Raw genomic sequence first — 16,163 nt, 5'->3', positions numbered from 1 at the left:
CGGGGGCCTCCGGCGCGCCTCGGCCGGTCCCGCCCCGGCGGGCCGGACGGGCACCACCACCTGTCCGCCAAGGACAAGGACACGCCCCCACCACTCCCGATCGGAGCATGACCGCGCCCCTCCCCCGCCCCTAGCCTGCAGAAGAGAGAAGCGTCCGCGACACCCCCAGGAGCCCCGCATGACCGCCCTTCCGCAGGAGCGCCGCCTCGTCACCGCCATCCCCGGCCCGAAGTCGGTCGAGCTGCAGGCTCGCCGCACGGCGGCCGTCGCCGCGGGTGTGGGCTCCACGCTGCCCGTGTTCACCGCCCGTGCGGGCGGGGGGATCATCGAGGACGTCGACGGCAACCGCCTGATCGACTTCGGCTCCGGCATCGCCGTGACCTCCGTGGGCGCCTCCGCGGAGGCCGTCGTGCGCCGGGCGTCCGCGCAGCTCGCGGAGTTCACCCACACCTGTTTCATGGTCACGCCGTACGAGGGGTACGTCGAGGTCTGCGAGCGGCTCGCGGAGCTGACGCCGGGCGACCACGCGAAGAAGTCGGCGCTGTTCAACTCGGGCGCGGAGGCCGTCGAGAACGCGGTGAAGATCGCGCGCGCCCACACCGGGCGCACCGCCGTCGTCGTCTTCGACCACGGCTACCACGGCCGCACCAACCTGACCATGGGCATGACGGCGAAGAACATGCCGTACAAGCAGGGCTTCGGGCCGTTCGCGCCCGAGGTGTACCGCGTCCCCGTCGCGTACGGCTACCGCTGGCCGACCGGTGCGGAGAACGCCGGGGCCGAGGCGTCCGCGCAGGCCATCGACGCGATCACCAAGCAGATCGGCGCGGAGAACGTCGCCGCGATCGTCATCGAGCCGCTGCTCGGCGAGGGCGGGTTCATCGAGCCGGCCAAGGGCTTCCTTCCGGCCATCGCGCGGTTCGCCGCGGACCACGGGATCGTGTTCGTCGCGGACGAGATCCAGTCCGGCTTCTGCCGCACCGGCCAGTGGTTCGCCTGCGAGGACGAGGGCATCGTCCCGGACCTGATCACCACCGCCAAGGGCATCGCGGGCGGCCTGCCGCTGTCCGCCGTGACCGGGCGCGCCGAGATCATGGACGCCGCCCACGCCGGCGGCCTCGGCGGTACGTACGGCGGCAACCCGGTCGCCTGCGCCGGTGCGCTCGGGGCCATCGAGACGATGCGCGAGCTGGACCTGAACGGGAAGGCCCGGCGGATCGAGGAGGTCATGAAGGGCCGTCTCGCCGAGATGCGGGCGAAGCTGCCCAACGGCGACGTCATCGGCGACATCCGCGGCCGCGGCGCGATGATCGCGATCGAGCTGGTGAAGTCCGGGACCAAGGACCCCGACCCGCAGGCGGCGGGCGCGCTCGCGAAGGCGTGCCACGCGGAGGGCCTGCTGGTGCTCACCTGCGGCACGTACGGCAACGTGCTGCGCTTCCTGCCGCCGCTGGTGATCGGGGAGGACCTGCTGAACGAGGGCCTCGACATCATCGAGCAGGCGTTCGGCCAGCTCTGATTCCTCGAACACGGTGACGGTCGGGGGCGGGGTCGCCCCGCCCCCGACCGGCGTCCGGGTGAGGGCCTGTGAAGAAGGTGTGCGAGGGCGATGGCGGGTCGCGGCGGCGGCTGTCCGCCGGCGACGCGCTGCCGTACGGTTTCTGCAGATGAGAGAGACGCCTCGTCGGCGGGAGACCGTCGGCGATTCCGGGCCGGGGCTTCCCCTGCGCCGTCCCGGTCGTGCCGCCGCGCACGCCGGAGCCTTGCGCTCCGGGGCTCCTCACCGATCGGACGGCCGCCCGCCCCACACCCCCCGGGGTGCGCGGCGGACCGATCCCGCCGGCCGTCCCGGAACAATCCCCCCTGTTCCCGGACGGCCGGCCTTTCTCCTCCCCGTCCTCCTCGGCGCCCTGGGCGCGCTCTTCGCGCTGATCACCTGGCAGATCGCCGTCCGGGGCCCCCTCGTCCGGTGGGACGAACGCGTCGGCGCGGAGCTGTTCGGGCGCGGCCCGGCGGCGCTGACCCAGCTCCTCTCCGACCTCGGCGGCGTGCCGGTGGCCGCGCCGGTCCTCGCCTGCGCGGCCGGGTACGCGCTGTGGCGCCGCGCCCGCCGGCTCGCCGTGTACGCGGTCCTCACGCTGGCGGCGGTGCCCGCGCTGGTCGTCCCGCTGAAGGCGGCCACCGCCCGCCGGGGGCCGCTGACCGACGCGGTCGGGTACTACCCGTCCGGCCACACGGTGACGGCCGCCGTGGCGTACGGGGCGGCCGCCCTGCTGCTGTCGGCGCTCCCCCGCTCCCGGCGGCCGCGCCGGTTCCCCCGGTTCCGGGCGTGGATGACGCCCGTCGCCGCGGTTCTGCTCACCGCGGCGACGGGCGTCGGTCTGGTGCTGCACGGCTACCACTGGCCGCTGGACGTGCTGGCCGGTTGGTGCCTGGGGCCGTTGGTGCTGGCGCCCCTGTGGTGGGTCAGCCGCCGAAGTAGGCGTCGAAGTTCTTCGAGAACTCCCAGTTGTTGAACCGGTCCCAGTTGATGGACCAGGTCATCAGGCCGCGCAGGTCCTTCCAGGTCCCGTGGGTCTGGTACGGGCCGCAGTCGGTCTTCTTGGTCAGGCAGTCGAGCGCCTTGACGACCTCGGACGGGGAGGTGTGGCCGTTGCCCGCCTGGGTGGAGGCCGGCAGGCCGATGGCGACCTGGTCGGGGCGCAGCCCCGGAAAGACCCGGCTCGTGTTGCCGGCGACGGGGAACCCGGCGAGCAGCATGTCGGTCATCGCGATGTGGAAGTCCGCGCCGCCCATCGTGTGGTACTGGTTGTCCAGGCCCATGATCGGGCCGGAGTTGTAGTCCTGGACGTGCAGCAGGGTCAGGTCGTCGCGCAGCGCGTGGATGACCGGCAGGTACGCGCCGGCGCGCGGGTCCTGCCCGCCCCAGGGGCCGGAGCCGTAGAACTGGTAGCCGAGCTGGACGAAGAAGGTCTCCGGGGCCATGGTGAGGACGAAGTCCGGGCCGTACTTCGCCTTCAGGGACTTCACGGCGGAGATCAGGTTGACGATCACCGGCGAGGTGGGGTTGCGGAAGTCGGTGTCGCCGGTGTTGAGGGAGAGGGAGTGGCCCTCGAAGTCGATGTCCAGGCCGTCGAGTCCGTAGGTGTCGATGATCTTCGAGACCGAGGTGACGAAGGCGTCCCGCGCGGCGGTGGTGGAGAGCTGCACCTGGCCGTTCTGGCCGCCGATGGAGATCAGCACCTTCTTGCCGGCGGCCTGCTTGGCCTTGATCGCGGCCTTGAACTCGGCCTCGGTCTCGACGTTCGGGCACTCCTTGGCCGGGCAGAGGGAGAAGCGGATGTCGCCGGAGGTCACGGAGGTGGGCTCGCCGAAGGCGAGGTTGACGACGTCCCAGGAGTCGGGCACGTCGGCCATCCGGGTGTAGCCGGAGCCGTTGGCGAAGCTGGAGTGCAGGTAGCCGACGAGCGCGCGGGCCGGGAGCTGGGGGTTCCCGCCGCCCGCCGTCGTGGTCGCGGCGACGGCGGCGGACCGGGCGGACTCGCCCGCCGTGTTGGCGGCGGCGACCTGGAAGCTGTACGCGGTGGAGGCGGCCAGGCCCGTGACGGTGGCGGAGGTCCCGGTCACCGAGGCGGCCTTCGCGCCGTCGCGGTAGACGTTGTAGCCGCTCGCGCCGGGGACGGCGTTCCAGGAGAGGGAGACCGAGGAGGACGTGGTCCCGGTCGTCTTCAGGCCCGCGGGGACGGCCGGGACGACGACGGGCTCGCCGCCGGGGCCGGTGAGGGAGAGGTCGTCGGCGTAGTAGGCCGGGGTGCCGTACCAGCCGTGGGTGTAGACGCTGACGGAGGTGGTGGAGGGGCCCGTGGTGAAGCTGGTGGTGATCTTCTTCCACGCTCCGGGGGACTGGGTCCAGGTGGAGACGTCGGTGGTGCCGGTGCCGGACGCGCCGAGGTAGACGTAGCTGCCCTGCACCCAGGCGCTCAGGGTGTAGGCGGAGCCGGGCTTGACGGCGATGGTCTGGGAGCACTTGGCGTGGTCGCCGCCGGCCGGGGCGGCCTTCAGCGCGGCGGCGCCGCCGTGGGTGGGCGTGGAGACGACGGAGCCGCTGCCCGCCGAGCAGGTCCACCCCTCCAGGCCCGCCTCGAAGCCGCCGTTGCGGGCCAGTTCGGTGTCGGCCGCGCTCGCCGCCGGGGCCGTGGCGACCAGGGCGCCGGCGGCGAGCAGCGCGGCCGAGAAGGCGGCCAGCAGGCCGGTGAGTCTGGCGGTCGGTCCGGTGCGTTCCACAACAGCCTCCGTGCGGGGGGAAATTGGGGCGTGGCGTGCGCACAACATGGTCCAGACCAATGAGGTTGTCAAGACCTCTGGCGGCCACCGCGGCGTTCCGGGCCGTGGAGCGGACCGCGGTCGCCGGGGCGGTGGGGCGGGCCCCCGCCCCGGCGGCGGGTCAACTGTCGAAGCCGAGGCCCAGCCGGTCCATGGCCCGCAGCCACAGGTCACGGCGTCCGCCGTCGCGGTCGGCGCGGGCGAGGGACCGCTTGGTGCGTTCGATTCCGGCCCAGGCGAGGGGCTCCGGCGGGAACGGCAGCGGCTTGGAGCGGACCATGTCCAGCCGGGTCAGCTCGGTCTCCTCGCCGGCGAGCAGGTCGAGCATCACCCGCGCCCCGAAACGGGTCGAGCCGACGCCCAGGCCCGTGTATCCGGCGGCGTACGCCACCCGCCCCCGGTGGGCCGTGCCGAAGAAGGCCGTGAAGCGGGAGCACGTGTCGATCGCGCCGCCCCAGGCGTGCGAGAAGCGCAGGCCGGACAGTTGCGGGAAGCAGTCGAAGAACTGGCCCGCGAGCTTCAGGAACGTCTCCGGGCGCTGGTCGAGGTCGGCGTCGAGCCGGCCCCCGTACGGGTAGACCGCGTCGTACCCGCCCCACAGGATCCGGTTGTCGGCGGAGAGCCGGAAGTAGTGGAACTGGTGGGCGCTGTCGCCGAGCCCCTGGCGCCCGCGCCAACCGATCGACGCGAGCTGTTCGGGGGTGAGCGGCTCGGTCATCAGCGCATAGTCGTAGACCGGCACGGTGTACGGGCGGACCCGCCGCACGAGCGAGGGGAAGACGTTGGTGCCGAGCGCGACCCGGCGGGCGAAGACCCGGCCGTAGGGGGTGCGCACCGCCATCCCGGAGCCGGTGCGGGCGAGGTCGAGGCCGCGGGTGTGCTCGTAGATCCGCACGCCCCGCTCCCGGCAGGCCCGCTTCAGCCCCCAGGCGAGCTTCGCCGGGTGCAGCATCGCCACGCCGCGCCGGTCCCGCAGGCCGCCGAGGAAAGTGGGCGAGTCGACCTCGGCGCGCACGGCGTCCCGGTCGAGGAGGTCCACCCCGGTGATGCCGAGCGCTCGCGTCTGCTCGTGCCGCTCCCGCAGTTCCCGCAGTTGGTGGGGCTGGGTGGCGACGTCGATCTCGCCGGTCCGCTCGAAGTCGCAGTCGATGCCGTAGCGGGCGACGGCGGCCTCGATGGCGTCGAGGTTGCGCTCCCCCAACTCCTCCAGCCGGGCGATCTCGTGGGGCCAGCGCTCCAGGCCGTTGGCGAGCCCGTGGGTGAGGGAGGCGGCGCAGAAGCCGCCGTTGCGGCCCGAGGCGGCCCACCCCGCCTCGTGCCCCTCGATGAGGACGACGTCGCGGTCCGCGTCGCGTTCCTTGGCGATGAGCGCGGTCCACAGGCCGCTGTAGCCGCCGCCGACGACCAGCAGGTCGGCGTGCTCGTCACCGGCGAGGGCGGGCAGCGCCTCCGGCTTCGCGGGGTCGTCGAGCCAGTAGCAGACCGGCTTGGCGCCGGCGATCGATCGTGCGGCGCTGTGCGGGGCGGCGGGGGCCATGGCGTACGACTCCTTCGGGTGGCGGGGGGCCGGGGATGTCGGGCGGGACGCGGGCGGGGCCGGGTCACCCCCCGCCGGAGGCCCGGCCGGCGCTCTTCCCGCGCCGTGCGGCCACGAGCCGGCCGGCGAGGACCGCCAGGACCGCGAGGACGAACATCGCGGTGCCGACGACGTTGATCTGCGCGGGCGTGCCGCGCTGGGCCGAGCCCCAGACGAACATGGGGAAGGTGACGGTGGAGCCCGCGGTGAAGTTGGAGATGATGAAGTCGTCGAAGGAGAGGGCGAAGGCGAGCAGCGCCCCCGCCGCGATCCCCGGCGCGGCGATGGGCAGGGTGACCCGCAGGAAGGTCTGCACCGGCCCCGCGTACAGGTCGCGGGCGGCCTCCTCCAGTCGCGGGTCCATCGACATCACGCGCGCCTTGACGGCCGTCACCACGAAGCTGAGGCAGAACATGACGTGGGCGATCAGCACGGTCCAGAAGCCGAGCCGCGCGCCCATGTTCAGGAAGAGCGTGAGCAGGGAGGCGGCCATGACGACCTCGGGCATCGCCATCGGCAGGAAGATCAGCGCGTTGGCGGCGCCGCGCGCCCGGAAGCGGTAGCGGACCAGCGCGAAGGCGACCATCGTGCCGAGCACGGTCGCCGCGAGCGTCGCCCAGAAGGCGATCCGCAGCGAGAGGGCGAGCGAGCCGCACAGGTCCGCGACGCCGCAGGGGTCCGTCCAGGCGTCCAGCGAGAAGTCCCGCCAGGCGTAGTTGAAGCGGCCCTTCGGCTTGTTGAACGAGAACGCCATCACGACGACGTTCGGCAGGATGAGGTAGGCGAGGGTCAGCAGACCCGCGATGACGACCAGGTTCCGGCGGATGCGGCGCAGTACGGGCATCAGACCAGGTCCTCCGTCCCGGAGCGGCGGATGTACAGGGTGACGGCCAGCAGGACGACCGCCATGAGCAGGAACGAGAGCGCGGCGGCCGTCGGGTAGTCCAGGACCCGCAGGAACTGGCTCTGGATGACGCTGCCGACCATCTTGGTGTCGGTGGAGCCCAGCAGCTCGGCGTTGACGTAGTCGCCGCTGGCCGGGATGAAGGTCAGCAGGGTGCCGGAGACGACGCCGGGCATGGACAGCGGGAACGTCACCGTGCGGAAGGTGGTGGCGGGGGTGGCGTAGAGGTCGCCCGCCGCCTCGTGCAGCCGGCCGTCGATCCGCTCCAGCGAGGTGTAGAGCGGCAGGACCATGAACGGCAGGAAGTTGTACGTGAGGCCGCAGACGACCGCCATCGGCGTGGCCAGGACCCGGTGGGGGTCGGTCCAGCCGAGCCGGCTGGTGACGTCCAGGACGTGCAGGGCCTCCAGCAGGTCCACGACCGCCCCGCCGTCGGCGAGGATCGTCTTCCAGGCCAGTGTGCGGATGAGGAAGCTGGTGAAGAACGGGGCGATGACCAGCACGAGGACCAGATGGCGCCAGCGGCCCGCCCGGAAGGCGATGAGGTAGGCGAGCGGGTAGCCGAGCAGCAGGCACAGGAACGTGGCGGTGCCCGCGTACAGCAGGGACCGGACGAAGTGCGGGTGGTACTCGCGCAGCGCGTCCGTGTACGTCGCAAAGTGCCAGGTGACCTCGAAGCCCTGCTCCAGCGAGCCGGTCTGCAGCGAGGTGGAGGCCTGGTAGACGAGCGGCAGGGCGAAGAAGACGACCAGCCAGAGGACGCCGGGGAGCAGCAGCCAGTACGGGACGAGCCGTCCGCGGGCGGAGGGCTTGCGGAGCACCGGTGCGCCGGGATCGGCGGGGTCGGCGGGGGGCGCGGGCGGCGCCTGGGCGGGGCTCACGCCGCGCCCTCCACGCTCTCCACGCCCGCGTCGATGTCCTGGTCGGCGTCGAGGCCGAAGGTGTGGGCGGGGTTCCAGTGCAGGACGACCTCGGCGCCGGGGGCCAGGCCCTCGCGCCGGTCGATGTTCTGCTCGTAGACCTGGAGGACGTCGCCGGCGGGGCTCTCGACGACGTACTGGGTGGAGACGCCGATGAAGCTGGAGTCGACGACGCGGCCGGTGACGCGGTTGCGGCCGGTGGAGATGTCCGCCGCGTCGTCCGCGCGGACCAGGGACACCTTCTCGGGCCGTATGCCGAGGAGCAGGCGGCCGCCGGCGGCGGCGGGGACGGGACATCGCGCGCGGGGCAGCCTGAGCCTGCCGCCGGCCGCGGCCACCACCAGGTCGCCGCCGGTGGACACGATCTCGGCCTCGATGAGGTTGGAGGTGCCGAGGAAGTTGGCGACGAACGTGGTGCGCGGGTTCTCGTAGAGGTCGGCGGGCGCGCCCAGTTGCTCGACGCGGCCCCCGTTCATCACCGCGACGGTGTCGGCCATGGTCATGGCCTCCTCCTGGTCGTGGGTGACGTGCACGAAGGTGATGCCGACCTCGGTCTGGATGCGTTTGAGCTCGCGCTGCATCTGCCGGCGGAGCTTGAGGTCGAGGGCGCCGAGCGGTTCGTCGAGCAGGAGGACCTGCGGGTGGTTGATGAGCGCGCGGGCGACGGCGACGCGCTGCTGCTGCCCGCCGGAGAGCTGGTGCGGCCTGCGGCGGGCGAGGTCGCCGAGCTGGACGAGCTCCAGCATCGCGTCGACCTGCTTCCTCACCGACCTGATTCCGCGCCGCCGGAGCCCGAAGGCGACGTTCTCGGCGATGTCCAGGTGCGGGAAGAGCGCGTAGCTCTGGAAGACGGTGTTGACGGGGCGCCGGTGGGGCGGCAGGCCGGTGATGTCCCGGTCCCCGAGGAGGATCGTGCCGGTGGTGGCCTCCTCCAGGCCCGCGATCATCCTCAGGGTGGTGGTCTTGCCGCAGCCGGACGCGCCGAGCAGGGCGAAGAACGAGCCCTGGGGGACGGTCAGGTCGAGCGGCCGCACGGCGGTGAAGGAGCCGTAGGTCTTGCTGATCCCGGCGAGGCGGACGTCGCCGCCCGCGGTCTGCTGCTGTGTCATGGGTCGCGGTCCCAGGGGGTCGGGGGCGGTTCGGGGACAGGGGTGACCGGGCGCGGAGGTCCGGTCAGGCGCCGATGAGCCGGGCGAACTCCTCCTCGTACGCCGTCTCCTCCCGAGCGCTCAGGGAGCGGAAGGAGCGGGACTTCGCCGCCATGTCCTCGTCGGGGAGGATCAGCGTGTTGGAGGCCATGGACGCGTCGATCCGGGCGAGTTCCGGGCGGACGCCGTCGACCGGGCAGACGTAGTTGATGTACGCGGCGAGCCGGGCGGCGACCGGGGGCTCGTAGTAGTGGTCGATGAGCCGCTCGGCGTTGGCCTTGTGCCGGGCGTGCGCGGGGACCAGGAGGTTGTCGCTGGAGATGATGTATCCGGCGGCGGGGACGGCGAACTCGATGTCCGGGTTGTCGGCCTGGAGCTGGACGACGTCGCCGGCCCAGGCGACGCAGGCGGCGATGTCGCCCCTGCTGAGGTCGGCGGTGTAGTCGTTGCCGGTGAAGCGCCGGATCTGCTTGCGGTCGACGGCCTTCCGGAGGCGGCCGATCGCCGCGTGGAACTCGGCGTCGGTGAACGCGGCCGGGTCCGCGCCCTGGTCGAGCAGGGTCATGCCGACGGTGTCGCGCATCTCGGAGAGGAAGGAGACCCGGCCCTTGAGCTTCGGGTCGTCCAGGAGCTGGGTGACGGAGTCGACCCTGCGGCCGCCGGTCGCCTTCCTGTTGTACGCGATGACGGTCGGGATGCCGGTCCAGGGGTAGCTGTGGGCGCGGCCGGGGTCCCAGTCGGGGGTGCGGAACTGGGCCGACACGTTGGCGAACGCGTGCGGGAGGTTCGCCGGGTCGAGCTTCTGCGCCCAGCCGAGGCGGATGATGCGCGCGGCCAGCCAGTCGGTGACGCAGACGAGGTCGCGGCCGATGTCCTGCCCGGCCGCGAGCTGCGGCTTGACCTTGCCGAAGAACTCGACGTTGTCGTTGATGTCCTCGGTGTACCTGACCCTGATCCCGGTGCGCCGGGTGAACGCCTCCAGGGTGGGGCGGCTCCGTCCGTCCTCGCCGACGTCCATGTACTCGGTCCAGTTGGAGAAGACGACCTCCCTCTCCTTGGCCGAGTGGTCGTCGGCGGCCGTGCCGGCGGCCGCGCGCCCGGCGGGCGGGATCCCGCACGCGCCGAGCGCGGCCGTCCCGCCGAGCGCCAGGGCGCCGAGGCCGCCGGCGCGCAGCAGGGAGCGGCGGGTGAGGGCGCCCCGGCCGCCGGCCAGGGATCGTCTCATCGCCGCCAGCCGGGCGGGCGAGAGGTGCTCGGGCTCGTGACTCTCCATGCGCTGTGCCCTTTCGGGTGGGAGGCCGCTGGTCCGCGGCGGCTGCTATCGGTCCCCGAAGATCGTGCGGTGCCAGTCCTTCCGGGCAACCGCGGTGTTGTCGTACATGACGTGCTTGACCTGCGTGTACTCCTCGAAGGAGTACGCCGACATGTCCTTGCCGAAGCCGCTGGCCTTGTAGCCGCCGTGCGGCATCTCGCTGAGGATGGGGATGTGGTCGTTGACCCAGACGCAGCCCGCCCGGATCTCGCGGGTGGCGCGGTTGGCCCGGTACAGGTCGCGGGTCCAGACGGAGGCGGCCAGTCCGTAGGGGGTGTCGTCGGCGAGCGCGATGCCCTCGTCGTCGGTGTCGAACGGCAGGACCACCAGGACCGGGCCGAAGACCTCCGCCTGGACGATCTCGCTGTCCTGGGCGGCGTCCGCGATCAGGGTGGGCCGGTAGTACGCCCCGGCGGCGAGGTCGCCGCCGGGGGCCTCGCCGCCGGTGACGATCCGCGCGTGGGCGCGGGCCCGGTCGACGAAGGCGGCGACCCGGTCGCGGTGGGCGTGGCTGACCAGGGGGCCGAGGTCGGTGGCGGGGTCGAAGGGGTCGCCGAGCCGGACGGTCTCCATGAGCGCGGCGACGTCCCGGACGAAGGCCTCGTACAGGGGGCGCTGGACGTAGGCGCGGGTGGCGGCGGTGCAGTCCTGGCCGGTGTTGATGAGGGAGCCGGCGACCGCGCCGTGGACGGCGGCCTCCAGGTCGGCGTCGTCGAAGACCACGAAGGGGGCCTTGCCGCCCAGCTCCAGGTGGAGGCGTTTGGCGGTGGCCGAGGCGATCCGGGCGACGCGCCTGCCGACGGCGGTGGAGCCGGTGAAGGAGGCCATGACGACGTCGGGGTGGCCGACGAGGTGTTCTCCCGCGTCCGCGCCCGCGCCGGTGACGATGTTGACCACGCCGTCGGGGATGCCCGCGTCGGTGGCCGCGCGGGCGAGCATCACCGAGGTCAGCGGGGTGGGTTCGGCGGGTTTCAGGACGATGGTGTTGCCCGCGGCCACGGCCGGAAGGATCTTCCAGGCGGCCATCTGGAGCGGGTAGTTCCAGGGGGCGATGGAGCCGACGACGCCGAGCGCCTCCCGCCGTACGTACGAGGTGTGGTCGCCGTCGTACTCGGCGGCGGCCCGGCCCTCCAGGTGGCGGGCGGCGCCGGCGAAGAAGGCCGCGTTGTCGACGGTGCCGGGGACGTCGAAGCCGGTCGTGAGCCTGATCGGCTTGCCGCACTGGAGGGACTCGGCGTACGCGAAGTCGTCGGCCCGCTCGGCGAGGACGGCGGCGAGCCGGTGCAGCGCCTGCGACCGCTCGCCCGGGCTCGCACGGGACCAGCCGGGGAAGGCGGCGCGGGCGGCGGCGACGGCCGCGTCCACGTCCTCGGTCCCCGCCGGTTCGTAGCGCAGCACGCGCTCGCCGGTGGCGGGGTCCACCACGTCGTGGTGGCGGCCGGACGTGCCGGGGAGCTGCCTGCCGCCGATGTACTGCACACCTTCCGCGAAGCGGTCCCGCACCTGGAAGCCGTTGCCCATGACGCTCTCCTCCACGGCCGCGCCCGTCGGGCGGGCGGCGTCGCCTCGTCGTGAATGGAGTGCCGATCCTGACAGAGGAACCCCCGGCCAACAAGTGATTCCGTTGTTTCCTTTTGGTTACGCGACGGAATCTGTCGACCGTGGGTCGCGCCGGTACGGAAATCCCCTACGCGCCGCCCAGGACGGATGCCACACTCACCTGCCATGGGACCGATCGACGGACTTCTGGCGGACGTGGCGCGGGGCAGGCGGGTGACGTACCTGCCGTTCTGGGGCCATCGCCCGCGCCCGGACGGCCGGTTGGGCACGAGCTGCCTGAGCCAGTGGTGGCCCTCGCCGTTCACGGTGGACGGGGTCGCCTACGCGACCGCGGAGCACTGGATGATGGCCGCGAAGGCGCGCCTCTTCGGCGACGCGGAGGCGGAGCGGGCCGCGCTGTCGGCGCGTGGCCCGGCGGCGGCGAAGACCGCGGGGCGGCTGGTGCGCGGCTTCGACGAGGACGTGTGGGCGCGGGAGCGGTTCGCGCTGGTCGTGGCGGGCAGCGTGCACAAGTTCGGCCAGGACGCGGAGTTGGGCGGCTATCTGCTGTCCACCGGGGACCGGGTGCTGGTGGAGGCGTCCCCGGTGGACCGGATCTGGGGCGTCGGCCTCGCGGCGGACGACGAGCGGGTGGAGCGGCCGGAGCAGTGGCGGGGGCTGAACCTGCTCGGCTTCGCGCTCATGGAGGCGCGGGAGCGGCTGCGGGCGGAGACGACGGGCTGACCGGCCGGGCGGGCGCCAGGGCGCGGGGGCGTGGTCCCGCCCGGCCGGTCGGGGGCCGGGCGCCGGACGGGGCCGCCCCCGCTCCCTAGGAGCGCTCTTCGATCACCAGCGTCGTCGCGAACGGGTCGTCGTAGGAGCCGCCGTCCTCCTCGCCGCTGTCCGTGCCGTCGGTCGTCGCGGCCCAGATGACGAAGCCGAGAATGACCGCGCCGATGACGATGCCGACGGAGCCGAGGACGACCCCGGCGATCGCCATGCCCCGGTTGGTGGCCTCGCCGCGCCTGGCCCGGCCGAGGCCGATGATGCCGAAGACCAGGGCGAGGATGCCGAGGACGACGTTGAGCCCGTAGAGGCAGAAGCCGACCACCGAGACGATGCCGAGCACCATCGCGGCCGTGCCGAGCCCGTTGGAGGGCGGCGGCGACCAGGCGGACGGACCGGCGGGATAGGAGCCGTAGCCCGGATAGCCGCCGTAGGGCTGCGGGGGCGGCGCCGGGTAGCCGTAGGGCGGGGCGGGGTGGCCGGGACCGTGCGGGCCCACCGGGGGCGGCGGCACGTGCGAGGGCGCCGGGCCGAAACCGCTCGGCACGCCCGTCGGGCCGGTGTTCTCCCCGGCGCCCGGCATCGACACCATGGTCGGCTGGTCGTGGACCGCGGGCGGCGGGATGTGCGCACCCGCCTTGCGCAGGTCCGGCCCGCTGTCCGGCGGCGTCCACGGATCGCGCGGCGCGGCCCCGGCTCCGGGCTGCTCTGTGTGGTCTGACATGGCCCTCCCCCATCGTGTCCCGTCATGCTACGGGCCCGGTCCGACGGCCCCCGACCCCGCCTACGATGACCGGTGCGGCCGGCCGGGCCCCCGGTCCGGGCCGCTCCGGGACGCACGGGCCGGGAGCGGCCGCGGGGGGCGGGCGCCGGGGCAGGACCGCACCCATCGAACCGGGAGACACCGATGACCGACCTCCACCCCTTCATCGCGGGGCTGCCCAAGGCCGAGCTGCACGTCCACCACGTCGGTTCGGCCTCGCCCCGGATCGTCGCGGAGCTGGCCGCCCACCACCCGGACACCAAGGTCCCGACGGACCCCGAGGCGCTGGCCGACTACTTCACCTTCACCGACTTCGCGCACTTCATCGAGGTCTACCTCTCCGTGGTGGACCTGATCCGCACCCCCGAGGACGTGCGGCTGCTCACGTACGAGGTGGCGCGGGACATGGCCCGGCAGAACATCCGGTACGCGGAGCTGACGGTGACCCCGTTCAGCTCGACCCGCCGGGGCATCCCCGAGGTCGGGTTCATGGAGGCCATCGAGGACGCCCGCAAGGCGGCCGAGGCGGAGTTGGGCGTCGTCCTGCGCTGGTGCTTCGACATTCCGGGCGAGGCCGGGCTGCAGGCGGCCGAGGAGACCACCCGGCTGGCGGTGGAGCGGCGGCCGGACGGGCTCGTCTCCTTCGGGCTCGGCGGCCCGGAGATCGGAGTGGACCGCCCGCAGTTCAAGCCCTACTTCGACCGGGCCATCGCCGAGGGGCTCCACTCGGTCCCGCACGCCGGGGAGACCACGGGCTCGCGGACGGTCTGGGACGCGCTGACCGCGCTGCGCGCCGAGCGCGTCGGGCACGGCACCAGCTCCGTCCAGGACCCGAAGCTGCTGGAGCACCTCGCCGAGCACCGCATCGCCCTGGAGGTCTGCCCGACGTCGAACATCGCCACCCGCGCGGTCGCCGACATCGACCGCCACCCCGTGCGCGAGATGGTCGCGGCGGGCGTGCTGGTGACGATCAACAGCGACGACCCGCCGATGTTCGGCACCGACCTCACCAGCGAGTACGCGGTCGCCGCCCGGCTGCTGGAACTGGACGAGCAGGGCGTGGCGGCCCTGGCGAAGAACGCGGTGGAGGCGTCGTTCCTCGACCCGGCGGGCAAGCGGAAGCTGGCCGAGGAGATCGACGCCTACACGGCGCACTGGCTCCGGGGCCCCGCCCGCTGATCCCGGTCGGCACAATGGCCGCATGGATTCTGCCCTTCCGGCCGTCACCGCCGTGGCGCATCGCGGCGACCCGTACCGCGCCCGCGAGAACACCCTGCCCTCGATCCGCTCCGCCCTCGACCGGGGGGCGGACGCGGTCGAGATCGATGTGCGGGTCACCCGCGACGGCGTGCCGGTCCTGCTGCACGACGCGACGCTGGAGCGGCTGTGGGGGCACGACCTGCGGGTCGACCGGCTGGCGCACCGGGAGCTGGAGGAGCTGACCCGCGGCGGGGTGCCCACGCTCCGCGAGGCGCTGGCGGCCACCGGCGCGCACCGGGTGATGGTGGACCTGCCCGGCTCGACGGACGCCTCGGTGCGCAGGATCGTCGCCACGGTCCGGGAGTGCGGGGCGGGCGAGCGGGCGTACTACTGCGCGAGCGCGGACGCGATGCTGCGGGTGCGCGCCGCCGACCCGTCCGCCGAGATCGCCCTGACCTGGAACACCCTGGCGCCGCCCCGCCCGGAGCTGCTGGCCGCGGTGCGGCCGCGCTGGCTGAACTACCGGTTCGGGCTGGTGAGCCGGGAGTTGACGGACCGGGCGCACCGGGACGGGCTGCTCGTCTCCGCGTGGACGGCCGACACGAAGCGCACGATGCGCCGGCTGGTCGAGCGGGGCGTCGACTCGATCACCACCAACCGGATCGACGCCCTGCGCCGGCTGCTGGCCGACCCGTCCGCCCGCCGGGGCGGGTGACCGGTCCGGCATCATGGGCGCACCCGCACCGCCCGGCGCGGTACGCCGCGCCGGGCCCTCCGGCACCGAGGAGCCGATGTGACCGACGCGCGACCGCAGACCGCCCCCGCCCGGATACGCGCCGACATCGCGCACAACGCCCGCGTGTGGAACTACTGGCTGGGCGGCGAGGACAACTACCCGGTGGACCGCGCGGTGGGCGACCGGGTGACCGGGATGTACCCGAGCATCGGTGAAGTGGCGCGCGCCGACCGGGCGTTCCTCGGCCGGGCCGTGCGCCACCTGGCCGGTGACGCGGGCATCGACCAGTTCCTCGACATCGGCACCGGGCTGCCGACCGTCGACAACACCCATGAGATCGCCCAGCACGTCACGCCGCACGCGCGCATCGTGTACGTGGACAACGACCCGATCGTGCTGACCCACGCCCGCGCCCTGCTGACCAGTTCGCTGGAGGGCGCGACGGAGTACGTCGACGCGGACGCGCACCGCCCGCGGGACATCCTGCGGGCCGCGGAGCCCACGCTGGACCTGGAGCGGCCGGTCGCGGTGATGATGCTCGGCATCCTCAACTTCGTCCTCGACACGGACGAGGCGCTGTCGATCGTGCGCACGCTGATGGCGGCCGTGCCCTCGGGCAGCCACCTGGTCGTCACCCATCCCACCCTGGAGCTGGGCGGCGAGGGCAACGAGGCGGCGATGCGCTTCTGGAACGAGAACGCCACCCCGCCCATCAGGGCCCGCGGCCGCCGGGAGTTCGCCGCGTTCCTGGACGGGCTGGAGCTGCTGGAGCCGGGCGTGGTGTCCTGCTCCCGCTGGCGTACGGGCCCGCGGGAGCCGCAGGTCGCCCAGTTCGGCGCGGTGGGCCGCAAGCCCTGACCGGGAGCGGGGGGGGGGGGGGGGGGGGGGGGGGGGGGGGGGGGGGGGGGGGGGGGGGGGGGGGGGGGGGGGGGGGGGGGGGGGGGGGGGGGGGGGGG

14 protein-coding genes are annotated in these 16,163 nt (G+C 73.5%); 6 read left to right on the top strand and 8 right to left on the bottom strand.

The annotated features are described in order from the left end of the window. The first annotated feature begins 178 nt into the window (after window positions 1-178). Together gabT and ACZ6EJ_RS17915 are read left to right on the top strand one after the other, a co-directional pair. Window positions 179-1,519 (top strand): 4-aminobutyrate--2-oxoglutarate transaminase, encoded by a 1,341-nt coding sequence (gabT, locus tag ACZ6EJ_RS17920; RefSeq protein WP_469268131.1) that lies wholly within the window; start codon window positions 179-181, stop codon window positions 1,517-1,519. Between the two features lie 148 nt (window positions 1,520-1,667). Then, complete coding sequence (locus ACZ6EJ_RS17915; protein ID WP_469268129.1) at window positions 1,668-2,516, top strand: phosphatase PAP2 family protein; 849 nt, start codon at window positions 1,668-1,670, stop codon at window positions 2,514-2,516. Here ACZ6EJ_RS17915 and ACZ6EJ_RS17910 read toward each other — a convergent pair. The 7 genes from ACZ6EJ_RS17910 to ACZ6EJ_RS17880 all read right to left on the bottom strand — a co-directional run bounded on the left by ACZ6EJ_RS17910 (window position 2,467) and on the right by ACZ6EJ_RS17880 (window position 11,704). Continuing rightward, window positions 2,467-4,284, bottom strand: a complete 1,818-nt coding sequence (locus ACZ6EJ_RS17910) for a chitinase (protein ID WP_469268127.1) — start codon at window positions 4,282-4,284, stop codon at window positions 2,467-2,469. The two genes, ACZ6EJ_RS17915 and ACZ6EJ_RS17910, sit on opposite strands and share 50 nt — an antisense overlap. Before the next feature lie 160 nt (window positions 4,285-4,444). Continuing rightward, the gene (locus tag ACZ6EJ_RS17905; RefSeq protein WP_469268125.1) at window positions 4,445-5,860 is read right to left on the bottom strand and encodes an NAD(P)/FAD-dependent oxidoreductase; all 1,416 of its coding nucleotides are present in this window, start codon (window positions 5,858-5,860) and stop codon (window positions 4,445-4,447) included. Between the two features lie 64 nt (window positions 5,861-5,924). Next, a complete protein-coding gene (locus ACZ6EJ_RS17900) occupies window positions 5,925-6,743 on the bottom strand; it encodes an ABC transporter permease (protein WP_469268123.1) in 819 nt (272 codons plus the stop codon). Then, on the bottom strand, window positions 6,743-7,684 hold the full coding sequence (locus tag ACZ6EJ_RS17895; protein WP_469268121.1) for an ABC transporter permease: 942 nt from the start codon (window positions 7,682-7,684) through the stop codon (window positions 6,743-6,745). The genes ACZ6EJ_RS17900 and ACZ6EJ_RS17895 overlap by 1 nt, the downstream gene beginning before the upstream one ends. Continuing rightward, the gene (locus tag ACZ6EJ_RS17890) at window positions 7,681-8,832 is read right to left on the bottom strand and encodes an ABC transporter ATP-binding protein (protein WP_469268119.1); all 1,152 of its coding nucleotides are present in this window, start codon (window positions 8,830-8,832) and stop codon (window positions 7,681-7,683) included. The genes ACZ6EJ_RS17895 and ACZ6EJ_RS17890 overlap by 4 nt, the downstream gene beginning before the upstream one ends. A gap of 64 nt (window positions 8,833-8,896) precedes the next feature. Further along, entirely contained in the window at window positions 8,897-10,144 is a 1,248-nt protein-coding gene (locus ACZ6EJ_RS17885; protein ID WP_469268117.1) for a polyamine ABC transporter substrate-binding protein, read from the bottom strand. A 45-nt stretch (window positions 10,145-10,189) separates the two neighbouring features. Continuing rightward, entirely contained in the window at window positions 10,190-11,704 is a 1,515-nt protein-coding gene (locus ACZ6EJ_RS17880; protein WP_469268115.1) for a gamma-aminobutyraldehyde dehydrogenase, read from the bottom strand. Window positions 11,705-11,908: 204 nt separating this feature from the next. On the opposite strand from ACZ6EJ_RS17880, the gene ACZ6EJ_RS17875 reads away from it, so the two are divergent. Next, window positions 11,909-12,466 (top strand): NADAR family protein, encoded by a 558-nt coding sequence (locus tag ACZ6EJ_RS17875; RefSeq protein ID WP_469268113.1) that lies wholly within the window; start codon window positions 11,909-11,911, stop codon window positions 12,464-12,466. 85 nt (window positions 12,467-12,551) lie between these two features. On the opposite strand, the gene ACZ6EJ_RS17870 is transcribed toward ACZ6EJ_RS17875, so the two are convergent. Beyond that, entirely contained in the window at window positions 12,552-13,232 is a 681-nt protein-coding gene (locus tag ACZ6EJ_RS17870) for a DUF4190 domain-containing protein (RefSeq protein WP_469268110.1), read from the bottom strand. Window positions 13,233-13,415: 183 nt separating this feature from the next. Between ACZ6EJ_RS17870 and ACZ6EJ_RS17865 the strand changes: the two genes are divergently transcribed. The 3 genes from ACZ6EJ_RS17865 (at window position 13,416) to ACZ6EJ_RS17855 (ending at window position 16,065) form a co-directional block, all read left to right on the top strand. Continuing rightward, window positions 13,416-14,450, top strand: a complete 1,035-nt coding sequence (locus ACZ6EJ_RS17865) for an adenosine deaminase (RefSeq protein ID WP_469268109.1) — start codon at window positions 13,416-13,418, stop codon at window positions 14,448-14,450. 22 nt (window positions 14,451-14,472) lie between these two features. Continuing rightward, complete coding sequence (locus ACZ6EJ_RS17860; protein WP_469268108.1) at window positions 14,473-15,186, top strand: glycerophosphodiester phosphodiesterase; 714 nt, start codon at window positions 14,473-14,475, stop codon at window positions 15,184-15,186. A gap of 78 nt (window positions 15,187-15,264) precedes the next feature. Beyond that, window positions 15,265-16,065, top strand: coding sequence for an SAM-dependent methyltransferase (locus ACZ6EJ_RS17855; RefSeq protein ID WP_469268106.1), 801 nt, complete (start codon window positions 15,265-15,267; stop codon window positions 16,063-16,065). Window positions 16,066-16,163: the final 98 nt, after the last annotated feature.

It is taken from the genome of Streptomyces sp. NPDC041970, assembly GCF_055588985.1.
The sequence above is the reverse complement of the archived record's forward strand: the minus strand, read 5'-3'. Positions and strand labels throughout refer to the sequence as shown.